At 70.3% G+C, this 15503-nt stretch carries 15 protein-coding genes; 12 read left to right on the top strand and 3 right to left on the bottom strand.

Features of this window, described 5'->3' with window-relative positions:
- Window positions 1-28: 28 nt before the first annotated feature.
- Window positions 29-1075, top strand: a complete 1047-nt coding sequence (locus tag KLO01_RS12220) for a Gfo/Idh/MocA family protein (RefSeq protein WP_147065545.1) — start codon at window positions 29-31, stop codon at window positions 1073-1075.
- Here the strand turns inward: KLO01_RS12220 and coaE are convergent.
- The gene (gene coaE / locus KLO01_RS12215) at window positions 1060-2235 is read right to left on the bottom strand and encodes a dephospho-CoA kinase (RefSeq protein WP_147065543.1); all 1176 of its coding nucleotides are present in this window, start codon (window positions 2233-2235) and stop codon (window positions 1060-1062) included. The two genes, KLO01_RS12220 and coaE, sit on opposite strands and share 16 nt — an antisense overlap.
- 176 nt (window positions 2236-2411) lie before the next feature.
- Between coaE and KLO01_RS12210 the strand changes: the two genes are divergently transcribed.
- The 8 genes from KLO01_RS12210 to KLO01_RS12175 all read left to right on the top strand — a co-directional run bounded on the left by KLO01_RS12210 (window position 2412) and on the right by KLO01_RS12175 (window position 10575).
- The gene (locus KLO01_RS12210; RefSeq protein WP_147065541.1) at window positions 2412-3650 is read left to right on the top strand and encodes a glycosyltransferase family 2 protein; all 1239 of its coding nucleotides are present in this window, start codon (window positions 2412-2414) and stop codon (window positions 3648-3650) included.
- Between the two features lie 43 nt (window positions 3651-3693).
- Window positions 3694-3945 (top strand): hypothetical protein, encoded by a 252-nt coding sequence (locus tag KLO01_RS12205; RefSeq protein ID WP_147065540.1) that lies wholly within the window; start codon window positions 3694-3696, stop codon window positions 3943-3945.
- A 40-nt stretch (window positions 3946-3985) separates the two neighbouring features.
- Window positions 3986-4804: a sensor histidine kinase gene (locus KLO01_RS12200; RefSeq protein WP_147065538.1), complete on the top strand. Its 819-nt coding sequence runs from the start codon at window positions 3986-3988 to the stop codon at window positions 4802-4804.
- On the top strand, window positions 4801-5538 hold the full coding sequence (locus KLO01_RS12195) for a response regulator transcription factor (protein ID WP_147065536.1): 738 nt from the start codon (window positions 4801-4803) through the stop codon (window positions 5536-5538). Before KLO01_RS12200 ends, KLO01_RS12195 begins: the two co-directional genes overlap by 4 nt.
- 145 nt (window positions 5539-5683) lie before the next feature.
- Window positions 5684-6775 carry an ABC transporter substrate-binding protein gene (locus KLO01_RS12190; RefSeq protein ID WP_147065534.1) on the top strand — a complete coding sequence of 364 codons (1092 nt, stop codon included), beginning with the start codon at window positions 5684-5686 and terminating at the stop codon, window positions 6773-6775.
- Window positions 6776-6785: 10 nt separating this feature from the next.
- Entirely contained in the window at window positions 6786-8528 is a 1743-nt protein-coding gene (locus tag KLO01_RS12185; RefSeq protein WP_147065530.1) for an ABC transporter permease, read from the top strand.
- A 20-nt stretch (window positions 8529-8548) separates the two neighbouring features.
- Window positions 8549-9721, top strand: coding sequence for an ABC transporter ATP-binding protein (locus KLO01_RS12180; RefSeq protein ID WP_246136183.1), 1173 nt, complete (start codon window positions 8549-8551; stop codon window positions 9719-9721).
- The gene (locus KLO01_RS12175) at window positions 9718-10575 is read left to right on the top strand and encodes an inositol monophosphatase family protein (RefSeq protein ID WP_147065525.1); all 858 of its coding nucleotides are present in this window, start codon (window positions 9718-9720) and stop codon (window positions 10573-10575) included. Before KLO01_RS12180 ends, KLO01_RS12175 begins: the two co-directional genes overlap by 4 nt.
- On the opposite strand, the gene KLO01_RS12170 is transcribed toward KLO01_RS12175, so the two are convergent.
- Window positions 10572-11033 (bottom strand): PPOX class F420-dependent oxidoreductase, encoded by a 462-nt coding sequence (locus tag KLO01_RS12170; protein WP_147065523.1) that lies wholly within the window; start codon window positions 11031-11033, stop codon window positions 10572-10574. The two genes, KLO01_RS12175 and KLO01_RS12170, sit on opposite strands and share 4 nt — an antisense overlap.
- 152 nt (window positions 11034-11185) lie before the next feature.
- Between KLO01_RS12170 and KLO01_RS12165 the strand changes: the two genes are divergently transcribed.
- Window positions 11186-12175 (top strand): DUF5937 family protein, encoded by a 990-nt coding sequence (locus tag KLO01_RS12165; protein WP_147065520.1) that lies wholly within the window; start codon window positions 11186-11188, stop codon window positions 12173-12175.
- A gap of 107 nt (window positions 12176-12282) precedes the next feature.
- Complete coding sequence (locus KLO01_RS12160; protein ID WP_147065517.1) at window positions 12283-12855, top strand: M23 family metallopeptidase; 573 nt, start codon at window positions 12283-12285, stop codon at window positions 12853-12855.
- 148 nt (window positions 12856-13003) lie between these two features.
- Here KLO01_RS12160 and rpsA read toward each other — a convergent pair whose 3' ends face one another.
- Entirely contained in the window at window positions 13004-14515 is a 1512-nt protein-coding gene (rpsA, locus tag KLO01_RS12155; protein WP_147065515.1) for a 30S ribosomal protein S1, read from the bottom strand.
- A 154-nt stretch (window positions 14516-14669) separates the two neighbouring features.
- On the opposite strand from rpsA, the gene KLO01_RS12150 reads away from it, so the two are divergent.
- A complete protein-coding gene (locus KLO01_RS12150; protein WP_246136182.1) occupies window positions 14670-15473 on the top strand; it encodes a class I SAM-dependent methyltransferase in 804 nt (267 codons plus the stop codon).
- The last annotated feature ends 30 nt before the right edge of the window (window positions 15474-15503 follow it).

Raw genomic sequence — 15503 nt, 5'->3', positions numbered from 1 at the left:
GTCCCACTGACAGTGCGAGGATGGGCGGGTGACGACCACCCTCCCCGCCCCCCGCACCCCCGACCCGCGCTCGGCGCCGACGCTCCGCTGGGGCATCCTCGGGCCCGGCTACATCGCCCGTGAGATGGCCACGGCCCTGCGCGCCGAGACCGACCAGGTGATCCAGGCCGTGGCCTCGCGCGACCTCGGCCGCGCGCGGACCTTCGCCGACGACTTCGGTGCGCACACGGCATACGGCTCGTACGAGGAGCTCGTCGCCGACCCGGACGTCGACGCGGTCTACATCGCGACCCCGCACTCCGAGCACCACCCCCAGGCCCTCCTCGCCCTGGACGCTGGCAAGCCGGTCCTCGTCGAGAAGGCCTTCGCCCGCAACGCCGCCGAGGCGCGCGAGGTGCTCGACACCGCCGCCGACAAGGGCCTCCTCGCGATGGAGGCCATGTGGACGCGGTTCCTGCCCGGTGTCGACATCGTGCGCCAGTGCCTCGAGCAGGGACTGCTCGGCGGGGTCGAGAACGTCTTCGCGGACCACGGGCAGCCGTTGTACCCCAACGGGCCCCAGCGACTCTCCGACCCGGCCCTCGCCGGTGGTGCGCTGCTCGACCTCGGCATCTACCCGACCTCGTTCGCGTCGTTCGCGCTCGGTGGCCTCGACACGGTCACGGCCACGGGGCGGCTCACCGCCGAGGGCGTCGACGCCGAGGAGACCATCCTCGTCACCGGCAAGGGCGGCGGACGGGGCCTGCTCCACGCGACGATGACTTCGCGCACGCCCACGACGGCGAGCATCAACGGCACCGCCGGCCGTCTCGAGCTCGGCGACCCGGACGACCCGAACAACCGCTGGTACGCCCCGTCACGCGTCCGCTTCGTCTCGCGCGACGCCGGCACCGACATCTCGTGGGAGCCCGAGCGCCGCGAGCACGGGCTGCACTTCGAGGTCTGCGAGGCCGCCCGGGTCATCGACGCCGGTCTGGCCGAGAGCCCGCTCCTGCCCGCCGCCGAGACGCTGCGGATCATGGAGGTCCTCGACGAGGTCCGCGCCCAGCTGGGGGTGCGCTACCCCGGGGAGTGAGCCGAGTGGGCCATGACCCGCTCGTGCACCGAGTCGAACCACGGCTCCTTGGCGTCCGCGTAGTCCGAGGTCGACAGGCCCTGGGCGAGCAGCTCCATCTTGAGCACGGCGTACTCCTCGCGGGCCGCGTCGTCGGCCCGCAGCCAGTCCCGGAACGCCCGCGCCCAGACGTAGCCGGCACTGCCCACCTCGCGGACGTGCACGTGCGCGACGCGGCCGGGGTCGGCGCTGCCGTGGAACCGCTTGGGCCACTCGGCGCCGTCCTTGGCGTTGTCGTGCGCGACGTCGCCGACACGCGGAAAACCGGTGCGCGCCAACACGTCCACGAAGTCGGCGGCATCGGTGTCGGCGAGCGATGACACACCCACCTGGATGTCGATGACGTCCTTGGCGGGCAGCCCCGGCACCGACGTCGAGCCGATGTGCTCCACCGTCACGGCTCGTGGCCCCAGGGCCCGCGCGATGCGCGCGACGAGGCGCGCCGCCTCGGTGGCCCACTCCTCCCGGGGCTCGCTCAGCGTGAGCGCATCCGGACGACGAGCCCGTATGCCGTGCAGCAGGTTCTCGTTGTAGGGCTCGAGCCGCTCGGCCCAGAGCCGTCGCACCTCGACGTCGAGCTGGCCCGGCGTGCCGTTGTTGTCGACCCACACGTCCGCCGCGGCCCGACGGGCGGCATCGTCCGCCTGGGCGTCGATCCGGGCCTGCGCATCCTCCTCGCTCATCCCCCGGTCCCGGACGAGACGGGCTCGGCGCTCGTCCTCCTCGACGCCCACGACGACGACGAGGTGGTAGTCCGCGCCCATGTCCTTCTCGACGATGAGCGGCATGTCGTGGACGAGGATCGCGTCGTCGGGCGCGGCGGCGAGGAGGTCGGCCGTGCGCCGCCAGATCGCCGGGTGGGTGATCCCCTCAAGGTCGGCGAGCGCCTCCGGGTCGCCGAACACGATCCGTCCGAGTGCGGGCCGGTCGAGGGCGCCGTCGGCGCCGAACACGGTGTCGCCGAAGCGATCCCGGATGGCGGAGAGGGCCGGCATACCCGGTTCGACGACCTCGCGGGCCACGGCGTCGGCGTCCACGACGACGGCGCCGAGGTCGGCCAGCGCCCGGGCCACGGTCGACTTGCCGGACCCGATACCGCCGGTGAGACCCACGCGAAGCATGGGGTCAACGTAGTCGGTCGAGTGCCTCCGACGGCGGACGGACGCCTCGCTCGTCCTGACGGGCGGGCTAGCCCAAGGTGACTATCTCGCCCTGACCCTTGTCGTGGAGACACCCCCCATCCTTCCTAGCCACTTTCCGCCAAGGCCCCGCAAAGCCCTACAGCGATCAACTACCTATGGGTAACAGCGGCTCGTCCAACCACCGGCTCCCGCGCTCGGTGAGGCGTGCCGTCGCCGACACCGACGGTGTCCGGCTCCCCGACACCGACCGAGGTTGCGCCGAGATGACTCCCGACTCCCCGCACGACGACCGGGCGACCCCTCGCCCGGCTGCTGTCGAGCGGGTCTTCGCGATCATCCCGGCCCACGACGAGGCCGCCACCCTCCCCCAGGTGCTCACCGCGCTGCGTCGACAGGTCCGCTCGGACCGCATCCTCGTCGTCGCGGACAACTGCACCGACGACACCGCGGGCATCGCCCGGGCCGCCGGTGTCGGCGTCCTCGTCACCGTCGGCAACGAGTCACGCAAGGCCGGCGCCCTCAACCAGGGACTCGCGCTCCTCCTCCCCACCCTCGGCGACGGCGACGCACTGCTCGTCATGGACGCGGACACCGAGCTGTCGCTCGGGTTCATCGAGGCTGCGGTGCGCTCCCTGTCCGAGGACCCCCTGCGGGGCGCGGCCGGCGGCATCTTCACCGGCTCGGCCCCGCGCGGCTTCCTCGAGCTGGCCCAGACGAACGAGTACGAACGCTATGCCCGTGAGGTCGAGCGGACCCGCCGGGTGCAGGTGCTCACCGGGACAGCGTCGCTGTTCCGCGTGACGGCCCTCCAGGACGTGCGCCGGTCCCGCGGGACGGTGCTCCCCGGCAGGCAGGGCGAGGTCTACGACGGCGACGCACTCACCGAGGACATGGAGCTCACGCTGGCCCTGAGCACCCTCGGGTGGGCCCTGACCTCGCCTGCCGCCTGCCGCACGAGCACCGAGCTGATGCCGACGGTCCGCGCGCTCCAGGACCAGCGGATCCGCTGGTACCGCGGAGCCCTCGAGAACCTGCGGACCTACGGGTGGACACCCGTGACACGCCGCTACCTGCGCCAGCAGGTCATGCTCGCGATCGGTGTCGTCGCGATGGCGCTCTACCTCACGCTCATGGTCGTCGACACCCTGCTGGGCCAGCTCGGGTTCCATCCCTTCTGGGCCGTCGTCGGAGCGCTGTTCGCCCTCGAGCGGGTCGTCACCGCCTGGCACGCGGGACGCCGCGGGCGCCTCCTCGCGCTGCTCCTCGTCCCCGAGCTCGTCTACGACGTCCTGCTGCAGGTCGCCTTCGTGCGGGCCGTCACGGCCGCGCTGCGCAGGTCGGCCGCTGTCTGGCGCCACGACACGGCCCCGCCGCGGCGACGGGTCGACGCGTGACCACCACTCCTCATCCCCAGACAGCACCCTCCGAGAGGACCCGATGTACTCCGCTGCGCCCATCACCCGCCTGACCCAGACCTCCGGCCTGGCTGCCGGTGGCCTCGGCTCCGCCTGGACCACCGGACTCACCGGCCTGCACGTCGTGGTCGCCGTGACCTCGCTGCTCGCCCTGCTCGTGGCGATGACCAAGCTGTGGCCGATGCGGCGACGTGGCTGGGCCCCACCGCCCGGCAACCGGCGCGCGGCGCTCCCCTCCCGGCCCGAGCCACGGGCCTCGCTCGGAACGGCCTGAGTCCGGGGCGGGAACCGCGGCACGTCGTAGGGTCGCCCTCATGACCTCGGCCCTGCGGGCGGGCCTCCTCACCACGGGGCTCGCGACTCTCGCCCTCGCGTGGTGGGTCACGCGCCTGCGGGCTGCCCTGCAGCGGAGCAGGCACGAGATCGCGAGGCTCCAGGGTGTCGCGCTGCGTCGCGCCGACCAGGTGTCCGTCCTCAGCCACGAGGTGCGCACCCCGCTGGCCCTCATCAAGGGATCCGCCGACCTCCTCGCCGAGGAGACCCCGGGGCCGCTCACGAGCACCCAGGCGAAGTTCGTCGACACCATCTCGGGCAGCGCCGACCACGTCATCGAGCTCGCCGAGGACATGCTCGCGCACGCCCGGATCGAGGCCGGGCTGTTCGAGGTCCACCTCCGCCAGGTGGAGCTGCGCGCCTACCTCCGCTCGGTCGTGCACGAGCTGCGCCAGGTGCACCGGCACCGCGCGATCGCGCTCGACGCACCGGGGCCGCCCACCCGCGTCTACCTCGACCCACAGCTCATCCACCAGCTCGTGAGCAACCTCGTCGCCAACGCGCTGAGGCACGACGACGGCGTCGACAACGAGGTCGTCGTCCGTGGGCACACGGCGGACGGCAACGTCATCCTCGCCATCAGCGACCAGGGTCGCGGGATGAACGAGGAGGAGCGGTCGAGGCTGTTCGCCCGGTTCTCGAGCAGCGCTCCCCTCGGTGAGGGCACCGGGCTCGGGCTCTACATCTCGGCGCACATCGCCGAGCTGCACGGTGGCCGGATCCTCGTCGACACCATCGCCCAGCACGGGACGACGATGCTCGTCTCCTTCCCCGCCGGAGAGGACAAGGAGGCGTCATGAGCTCCCCCGTCTGGCAGGCCCTCGTCGTCGAGGACGAGCCCGCGATGCGCGACATCATCACGTTCGCCCTCGAGACCCAGGACTTCAGCACCCTGACGGCCGGCACGGCCGAGGCCGCGTGGGCGATCGTCGCGGAGCAGCGGGTCGACCTCGTCGTGCTCGACGTCATGCTGCCCGGCATGTCGGGCATCGAGCTGTGCCGCCGGATCACGACGACCCGCCCGGTCCCGGTCATCCTCCTCACCGCCCTCGGCGAGACGTCGCAGCGCATCGCCGGGCTCGAGGCCGGAGCCTCCGACTACGTCACCAAGCCCTTCCACCCGCGCGAGCTCGCACTGCGGGCGGCCGGCCTCGTGCGACGCTCCCCCCTGCGGGACGGCGCCCTGGCCCAGGCGGGACCGGTGACGCTCGACCTCCGGGCGGCCACGGCATACGTCAAGGGCAAACGGGCCGACCTCACGCCGCACGAGTACCGCCTGCTGGCAGCCCTCGTCACGCACCCAGACGAGGACCTGCCGTTCCGCCAGCTCCTGCTGCTCGGGTGGGGAGACGCGCAGCCCCTCGGTGGCCGGGAGCTGCTCAAGACGGCGGTCTACCGGCTCCGGCTCAAGCTCGAGTCGGTCGACCCCGCCGCCCGCGGGTGCATCACGAGCGTGCGTGGTGTGGGCTACCGCTACTCCGCCGTCGAGGCCGGCCCACAGGACGGGGCGACGTCACCGGAGCCCCCCGAGTAGGCGCAGGTGAGAACGGCGTTCGGTCACAGGACGGTGACCGTTTGGCGCCCGTGTCGTGACTCTGGGTGCCCACGGTTCGGCCTAGGGTCGGCGCGCAGCAGGCCGTAAGCACCACGGTCGGTCATTGACAAAGGAGTCAACCGCCATGTCCCGTTCCCGTTCCTCCGCGTTCCTCCTCGCCGTGCCGCTCGGGCTCACGGCCCTGCTCGCGGCCTGCGCCGTCGAGGAGCCGACGAGCTCCGACCCGCAGAGCAGCAGCAGCTCGGGCTCCGGCTCGATCAAGGGCACAGGCGAGGTCGTCGTCGCCTGCACCCCGCAGGAGGAGCAGTGCCAGGCCATGGCGGCGGCCTTCACCAAGGCGTCCGGCATCAAGACGTCGTTCGTGCGGATGAGCTCGGGTGAGGGCGTGGCCCGCCTCGACGCCGCGAAGTCCAAGCCGGAGTTCGACGTCCTCTACGGCGGGCCGTCCGACGGCCACGTCGCCGCCTTCAACGCCGGGCTCATCGAGGCGTACTCCTCACCCAACGCGGCGAAGATCCCGGACAAGTACAAGGACAAGGACGGCAAGTGGACCGGCACCTATGTCGGTGTCCTCGGCTTCTGCTCCAACAAGGACCAGCTCACCAAGGCCGGCGTCGAGGCGCCGAAGTCCTGGGCCGACCTGCTGGACCCGAAGCTCAAGAAGCAGGTCGCCATCGCGCACCCCTCGACCTCGGGCACGTCCTACACCGCGGTCTGGACCGAGATGGTCCTCAACGGGATGGACGAGGCGAAGACCTTCGACTACCTCGGCAAGCTCCACCAGAACGTGCTGCAGTACTCCAAGAGCGGTTCGGCCCCCGGCCAGATGGCCGGTCGTGGTGAGGTGGCGGTCGGCGTGATCTTCAGCCACGACTGCGTCAAGTACCAGAAGGAGGGCTTCGACATGCTCGAGACCACCTTCCCCAGCGAGGGCACCGGCTACGAGATCGGCGCCGTCTCGGTGGTCAAGGGCGGGCCCAACGCCGAGAACGCGAAGAAGTTCATCGACTGGACGCTCACCCCCGACCACCAGAACATCGGCCCGACCGTCGGCAGCTTCCAGATCCCCACGAACCCCGACGCCAAGATCACCGACGACATGGTCAAGCTCGACGAGATCAAGCTCGTCGAGTACGACTCGATCGCCGCCGGTGAGAAGAAGAAGGCGCTCACCGCCAAGTTCGACGCCGAGGTCGCCCCCGCTCCGAAGGAGTGACGGCCACCCCATGACCGACACGCTGCTGCCGGCAGCCGCGGCTCCGGTCGGGGCGAGCACTCCCTCGCCCCGACCGCGCCGTCGCTCCGGCCGAGACCTCACGCTCGTCACCCTGGTGACGGTCGTCTCGCTCCTCCTCTTCGTCATCGTCGGGCTGCCACTCATCCGCATCCTCACGGTGGCCCTCTCCGCGGAGGGCTGGGAGATCGTCAGCTCGATGCTGACCAACCCGGTCAACCGCCGGATCCTGTGGAACACCGTCCAGCTCGGCGTCCTCGTCGCCGTGCTCGGCACCGCCGTGGGCTTCGTCATGGCCTACGCGCAGGTGCGGCTCAAGTTCCGCGGCAAGAAGCTGCTCCACCTCATCGCGCTCATGCCGATCGTCTCGCCGCCCTTCGCGGTGGCGACGGCGGCGATCACGATGTTCGGCCGCAACGGGATCATCAGCAACAAGCTCCTCGGGCTCGACATCGACATCTACGGCCTCAAGGGACTCGTCTTCGTCCTCACGCTGTCGTTCTTCCCGGTGTCCTACATGAACCTCAAGGGCATGCTCGAGAGCCTCGACCCGAGCCTCGACGAGGCCGCGTCCAACCTCGGCGCGAGCAAGCTCAAGATCTTCACGTCGGTCACCCTGCCCATGCTCGTGCCCGGCATCGCCGGCTCCTTCCTGCTGCTCTTCGTCGAGTCGATCGCCGACCTCGCGAACCCGCTCGTGCTCGGCGGCGACTACACGGTGCTCGCCTCACGGGCCTACCTCGCGGTGACGGGCGAGTACAACGTCGCCGGCGGCGCGGCATACTCGCTCGTCCTCCTCGTCCCGGCACTGAGTGTCTTCCTCGTGCAGCGCTACTGGGTGAGCCGCAAGAACGTCGTGAGCGTCACCGGCAAGCCCGCGGGCTCGCCCGAGCTCATCACCGCGCCGGCCCTGCGCATCCCGATCCTGGGGCTGGCACTCGTCGTCGCCGGGCTCGTCGTGCTCATGTACGCGACCGTGATCTTCGGCGGGTTCGTCAAGATCTTCGGCGTCAACAACGACTTCACCCTGTCGCACTACCGCTTCGTCCTCGCCGGCATCGGCTCGGACGCGATGTTCACGACGACCCTGCTCGCCCTCGTGGCCACTCCCATCGCCGGGCTCCTCGGCATGCTCATCGCCTGGCTCGTCGTGAGCAAGCTCAAGCGCACCTCCGGCCTCATGGACTTCGTCGGCATGCTCGGGCTGTCGGTGCCGGGCACGGTCATCGGCATCGGCTACGCCATCGCCTTCAACACCCCGACCATCCTCGGCGGTCGGCAGTGGTTCCCCGCCGTGGCCGGTGGCTCGGCGATCCTCGGTGGCGCGATGGCGATCGTCATGGTCTTCGTGGCCCGCTCCCTGCCGTCGGGCCAGCGGGCCGGCATCGCCGCGCTCCAGCAGATCAACCCCGCCATCGACGAGGCGTCCACGAGCCTGGGCGCCAACAGCTTCACGACGTTCCGCAAGGTCACCCTGCCGCTCATCCGGCCGGCGCTGCTCTCGGGCCTCACGTACGCGTTCGCGCGGTCGATGACGACGCTGTCACCCATCGTCTTCATCACGACACCGCAGACCAAGATCATGACGAGCCAGATCCTCGCCGAGGTGGACGCGGGCCGGTTCGGCAACGCCTTCGCCTACTGCGCCATCCTCATCGTCATCGTCCTGAGCTTCATCGGACTGCTCAACCTCGCGATGCTCCACCCCTCGATCCGCGGCATCCAACGCCGATGACCGCCACCTCGGAGACTCCCATGACCCAGCAGACCCAGCAGACCCCGCCGGCCGACTCCACCGTCCAGAGCGCGCGCGACAGCCTCGCGACCGCGACACCGGGACGGGTGACCCTGCGCAGCCTGCGCAAGGTCTATGGCGACGACGCGTCCGCCACACCGGCTGTGCGCGACGTCGACCTCGACATCGAGCCGGGCGAGTTCATCACCCTGCTCGGGCCGTCCGGCTGCGGCAAGACGACGACGCTGCGGATGATCGCCGGCTTCGAGACGCCGACCGCGGGCGAGATCCGGCTCGACGACGACCTGCTCAACAAGGTCGCCCCCAACAAGCGGCCGATGGCCATGGTCTTCCAGTCCTACGCCCTCTTCCCGCACCTCAGCGTGTTCGACAACGTCGCCTACGGCCTCAAGCTCAAGAAGATGCCCTCGGCCCGCGTCACCGAGGAGGTCGAGACCGCCCTCACCTCGATGAACCTCGGCCCCTATCGCGACCGGGCGCCGCACCAGATGTCCGGTGGTCAGCAGCAGCGGGTCGCGCTCGCCCGGGCCCTCGTCATGCGCCCCAAGGTGCTGCTCTTCGACGAGCCCCTGTCCAACCTCGACGCCAAGCTGCGCGTGCAGATGCGCGGCGAGATCCGCAGGCTCCAGCGGCGCCTCGGCATCACCACCGTCTTCGTCACCCACGACCAGGACGAGGCGATGACGATGTCGGACCGCATCGTCGTCATGAACGTCGGGGTCATCGAGCAGGTCGACACCCCCGAGGAGATCTACCGGCACCCGCTCTCGGTCTTCGTCGCCGACTTCATCGGCCGGGCCAACTTCCTCGACGTCGACGTCCAGGGGATCGAGGACGGGTCCGCGAGGGTCAGCGTGCTCGGTCGGCAGTGGACCGTGCCCAGCCACCCCGAGGTCGAGGTCGACGCACCGGTCACCCTGCTCGTCCGCCCGGAGTCGGTGCGCCTCTCCCCCACGGACGGGCGCGCCGTCACCGGGTCGGTGGGTCGTGTCCTGTCGTCGATGTTCTACGGCGAGTCGATCGAGTACGACATCGAGACCGAGGCGGGCAACCTCGTCGTCTCCGTCGCCGACCCGCACGCCCACGAGACGTTCTCGCCGGGTGACTACCTCGACGTCGGGTTCGAGGAGGGCCGCGCCTGGCTCATGCCCGTGGGCGACGAGCCGCAGTGACCTACGAGAGCGCGGCCGTGCAGGAGTCGGTGCGGCTGCGGGAGGTGGCCGAACGTGCGGCAGCCAGGAGCACGGCATACCTGCTCCCGGTCTTCCGCCGGCCGATGGCGGTCGAGCACAAGGGCGGCCCGCACGACCTCGTCACCGAGCACGACCTCGAGTCCGAGCGGATCCTGCGCGACGCCCTGCTCGCCGCCGAGCCGGACAGCGTCGTCGTCGGTGAGGAGGGGGGCCGCACCGGCAGCGGACGCGTCACGTGGCACGTCGACCCCATCGACGGGACGGTGAACTTCAGCCACGGTCTCGCGTTCTGGTGCGTGTCGATCGCGGCGGCCGTCGAGGGCGAGGTCGTCGCCAGTGTCATCGCCGCGCCCGCCCTCGGGGAGGTGTATGCCGCGGACCTCACCGGGGTGACCGTCAACGGAGCGCCGGCGGGGCCACGACGGGTGGAGCGGGAGATCGACAGCCTCGTCGTCGGGACCTTCCCACGTGGGGTCGACCTCGAGACCAACGGCGACGACGCCCTCGTCGCAAGCGGCCGGCTCGTCCGGGCCTACGGGTCCGTGCGCACCCTCGGCAGCGGCGCGCTCGGGCTCGCCCACGTGGCGACCGGTCGAGCCGACGCGACGTTCGACCTGCACACGAACTCGTGGGACGTCGCCGCAGGCGCCCTCATGGTGCGGCTCGGTGGCGGCCGCTACGTCGGGTGCGAGGCGGGCGTCGTCGACGAGGACCCGCGCACGTCGTACACCCGGCCGGCCTACTGGGCCACCGGCTCGGACGTCGAGCACCCCACCCTGGCTGCCCTCGTCACCGATCTCACCGGCGGTCGGGCCGAGGCTGGGCGCAGCTAGGCGAGGCGCGCGGGGAAGCCACCGGTGGCGACCGGTCCCCAGCGGGTCGGGGTGATCCGCAGCAGCGACTTGTCCTGCTCGCGCATGGCTTGGCGGTACTCGTCCCAGTCGGGGTGCTCACCGGAGATGCAGCGGAAGTAGTCGACGAGCGCGTCGGCCGCCTCGGGCATGTCGATGACCTCGCAGGTCCCGTCGACCTGCACCCACGCGTCGCCGAAGTCGTCCGAGAGCACCATGACGCTCACCTCGGGGTCACGCCGGGCGTTGGCCGTCTTGGCCCGCTCCGGGTAGGTCGAGATGACGATGCGGCCCTGCTCGTCGACTCCCCCGGTGACCGGCGACGCCTGGGGTCGGCCGTCCCGTCGGGTCGTCATGAGGACCATGTGGTGGCGCGGCCGGACGAAGTCCAGCAGCTGGTCGAGGTCGACGTCGGAGTTCGTCGCGATGGTGCGTGCCATGTCACCCACTCTGGCACGGCCACGTCGGGGCCGGGCTTGTCGAGGTGCACGTGCGTCCTCCGACAGGACAGGCACCTGACCAGCCGTGAGAATGAGTGAGGCGGCCCCCGGGTCAGCTCGACGATCATCACTTCGGGAGGGGACCGACCGCGATGCTGACCTACCGGATCACACCCGAGGAGCTGCCACTGTTGCGCTTCGGCATCTCGCCACTGGGCGAGATGAGCCTGTCCCTTCGCTCGTTGCTGGCGCCGACGGCCTACCGGCACTCGCTCGTTCGGTCCTATGCCGCCACACCCGGAGGTGCTGCCCACGTCGATGTCCTGGCCACGCTGGTCAACGAGGACTTCTCGACGCCCGACTTCCTCACGCCGCGGCCCGAGTCCCCTCAACCGCGGATCCGCGACCAGCTCGCCGACGTGGTGAGGACACCCACGCCCTCCATCCTCGCGGAGCTGGACGCGCTCTGGGACAGCCATCGCCCGCACGCGCTGCGCGGCCCCGGGTGGTCGGTGCGATCCCGGGTGATGGAGGCGCTCGAGCACTACTGGTCACAGTCGTTCGCCCGTTTCTGGGTCGAGCACCGTTCGATCCTCGCTGCGGACGTCCGCTACCGGGCCACCCACATGGCCGACCATGGACTTGCAGGCGCCCTCGCAACGCTCTCACCGCACATCCGGCTTGCCGTCGACCGGCTGGCGGCCGTGAGCCTGGCCGGGCCCTCGTACGCCGCATCGGTCGCTGGTCGGGGCCTCGTCTTCGTCCCGTCGTTCTTCACCCTCGGGGCCTCCTACCCCGTCGACCCCACGGGCCCTCCCATGGTCATCTACCCCGCACGGGGACAGGCGCTCGCGCCCGCCGAGCCCGTCCACAGGGGCTTGCACGGGCTGCTCAGCGCGTCGAGGGCGGACCTGCTCGACATGCTCGACGGGCCCACCACGACGAGGGAGCTGGCGGCCTCCCTCGGGAAGACGGAGCAGGCGGTCAACCAGCAGCTCCAGGGCCTGCGCACGTCCGGCGTGGTGGAGGCATCGAGGTCCGGCAGGTGCGTCCTCTATCGGCGGACCGAGGCCGGCGACGTCCTGCTGCGCATGGTCAGGGCCGACACCGCGGGACGGGCAGGGTTCAAGCCAGCCCCTTGAAGGTTTGCCGTGCGGTCGATGTGCCCAGAGTCTGTGCCCACGTGCTCATGTCGGTGAGCCATCCGGGTCGCCCATGCCCAGCACGCCAGTCACCGAAAGGGAATCACATGTTCGCAGTGAAGCGCCTCGCTCGTGGGGGCGGCAAGGCAGGCCTGTCACGCAGGGCAGGCATCCTCATCGGCTCCCTCGTCCTGGGGGTCACCACGGTCGTCGTCAGCGCTCCGACCGCATCGGCGGCCGGCTACTACGAGGCGCCCTACCCTGCCGGTGAGACCTACCGGATCAACCAAGGGCCCGGCGGGGGGTTCTCGCACACCGACTTCTACAACAAGGGCGCGTGGGACATCGCGCTGCCCCTCAACTACGAGGTGACCGCGACCCAGTCGGGCACGATCGTCAGGTCGGACTGGTTCGGCTCGAACGGCATCGAGGTGATCATCCGTCACCCCAACGGCCTGTGCTCGCAGTACATCCACCTGAACCGCTCGTTCTACAACCCCGGCGACTGGGTGCCCCAGGGCCGAGTCGTCGGCTGGTCCGGCCAGACCGGGAACGCCACCTCGGCCCACCTGCACTACTCCGTCATCAACTGCACCACCCGCGAGTCGCTCCCGTCGACGCTCGAGGGCTGGACGCCCGGGACAGGCGTGATGTTGCGGAGCACGAACACCAGGGCGTGACGGCTGGTGGGCCTGCGATCCAGCTCGCCGTCCCACCACCTCCGAAGCCGGCTGCGGACGCGGTCCGGACAGGCCGAAGGCCCGGCCCCCGCGAGGGGACCGGGCCTTCGGTCGTGGCGTCACGGCATACGTGCGTATGCCGTTCGGCTCAGTTTCCGGTGAGCTTCTCGCGCAGTGCGGCGAGGGCCTCGTCGGAGGCGAGGGTGCCCTCGTTGGCCGGCGGAGCGGCCGGACGCGAGCCCGCGCCCTCGTCGTCCGAGTCGGACGAGGAGGAGGAAGCGGAGTCGCTGCTGTAGGACGTGGCGCTGTCGCCACCGGCAGCGGCCTCGGCGTCGGCCTTGGCGGCCTCCTCGACCTGTGCACGGTGGGCCTCCCAGCGGGAGTGCGCCTCGGCGTACTGCTTCTCCCAGACCTCACGCTGCTTCTCGTAGCCCTCGAGCCACTCGTTGGTCTCGGAGTCGAAGCCCTCGGGGTACTTGTAGTTGCCCTGCTCGTCGTACTCGGCAGCCATGCCGTAGAGGGTCGGGTCGAACTCGACCTGGCCCGCGCCGTCCTCGTTGGCCTGCTTGAGCGAGAGCGAGATGCGACGACGCTCGAGGTCGATGTCGATGACCTTGACGAAGATGTCGGCGCCGACGGTGACGACCTGCTCGGGCAGCTCCACGTGGCGCTCGGCCAGCTCGGAGATGTGGACGAGGCCCTCGATGCCGTCCTCGACGCGCACGAACGCACCGAAGGGAACGAGCTTGGTGACCTTGCCGGGGACGACCTGGCCGATGGCGTGCGTGCGAGCGAAGTGCTGCCACGGGTCCTCCTGGGTCGCCTTCAGCGACAGGGAGACACGCTCACGGTCCATGTCGACGTCGAGCACCTCGACGGTGACCTCGTCGCCGACCTCGACGACCTCGGACGGGTGGTCGATGTGCTTCCAGGAAAGCTCCGAGACGTGGACGAGACCGTCGACGCCGCCGAGGTCCACGAACGCACCGAAGTTGACGATGGAGGACACGACGCCCGAACGGACCTGGCCCTTCTGGAGCTCCTTGAGGAACGTCGTGCGCACCTCGGACTGCGTCTGCTCGAGCCAGGCGCGGCGCGACAGGACCACGTTGTTGCGGTTCTTGTCGAGCTCGATGATCTTGGCCTCGATCTCCTTGCCGACGTAGGGCTGGAGGTCGCGGACGCGACGCATCTCGACGAGGGAGGCGGGGAGGAAGCCACGCAGGCCGATGTCGAGGATGAGACCACCCTTGACGACCTCGATGACGGTGCCGGTGACGACGCCGTCCTCCTCCTTGACCTTCTCGATCGTGCCCCAGGCGCGCTCGTACTGAGCCCGCTTCTTGGACAGGATGAGGCGGCCTTCCTTGTCCTCCTTCTGGAGAACGAGGGCTTCGACCTCGTCGCCGACCTTGACGACCTCGTTGGGGTCGATGTCGTGCTTGATGGAGAGCTCGCGCGAGGGGATGACACCCTCGGTCTTGTAGCCGATGTCGAGCAGAACCTCATCGCGGTCGACCTTGACGATGCGGCCTTCGACGATGTCTCCGTCGTTGAAGTGCTTGATCGTCGCGTCGATGGCGGCGAGAAGGTCTTCCTCAGAGCCGATGTCGTTGATGGCGATCTGAGGGGCGGTCTTGGCGACCGTGCTGGCAGTCATGTAGTAGGAACTCCGATGTGGACAGATGGATTCGATGGGGTGGAGCAGTGTGCTCGCCGCGTGACACTGAACCCGTGAGGGCATGCGTGAACACAGAAGAATGCTGCTCAAGACTACCGACCCGGTGTGTGCAGGGTCAAAGCGGGGTGCAGCGGTGAGCGACGACGTCGGTCGGCGCACCGCCGGCACTGGTGAGACCCAGGCCGCCAACCGCTCCTGGTGGGACGGCGAGGCCACCGACTACTACGCCGAGCACGGCAGCTTCCTCGGCGACGACGAGTTCGTCTGGGGCCCCGAGGGGTGGACCGAGGAGGACCTCGGCCTGCTCGGCGCCACCGCCGGGCAGCGGATCCTCGAGATCGGTGCCGGGGCGGGACAGTGCGCCCGCTGGCTGCAGCACCACGTCGGCGCATCGGTCGTGGCGACGGACCTGTCGATGGGCATGCTGCGGGTCGGCGCCGGGCTGAGCGAGCGCACCGGCACCGCTCCCCCACTGCTCCAGTGCGACGCCCTCGCGCTCCCCTTCGGTGACGCGAGCTTCGACACGGTCTTCACGGCATACGGCGTCGTGCCGTTCGTCGCGGACAGTGCGGCCGTCATGCGCGAGGTGGCCCGCGTCCTGCGTCCGGGTGGGCGGTTCGTCTTCTCGACGACCCACCCGATCCGCTGGGCCTTCGCCGACGACCCGACCGAGGCTGGGCTCGTCGTGCGGCTGAGCTACTTCGACCGCACGCCCTACGTCGAGTCCGACGCCTCCGGGCAGGCGACCTACGTCGAGCACCACCGGACGATGGGCGACCGGATCCGCGAGGTCGTCGCCGCCGGTCTCGTCCTCGAGGACGTCGTCGAGCCGGAGTGGCCGGACGGCAACACCGCGACCTGGGGCGGCTGGTCACCGACCCGCGGCGAGGTCATCCCGGGGACGGCGATCTTCGTCTGCCGACGCCCGGAGGGCTGACGACGCGCACCGGCTCGCACGCGGACGGGG

Source organism: Knoellia locipacati, assembly GCF_007992835.1.
GTDB lineage: Bacteria > Actinomycetota > Actinomycetes > Actinomycetales > Dermatophilaceae > Knoellia > Knoellia locipacati.
The sequence above is the reverse complement of the archived record's forward strand: the minus strand, read 5'-3'. Positions and strand labels throughout refer to the sequence as shown.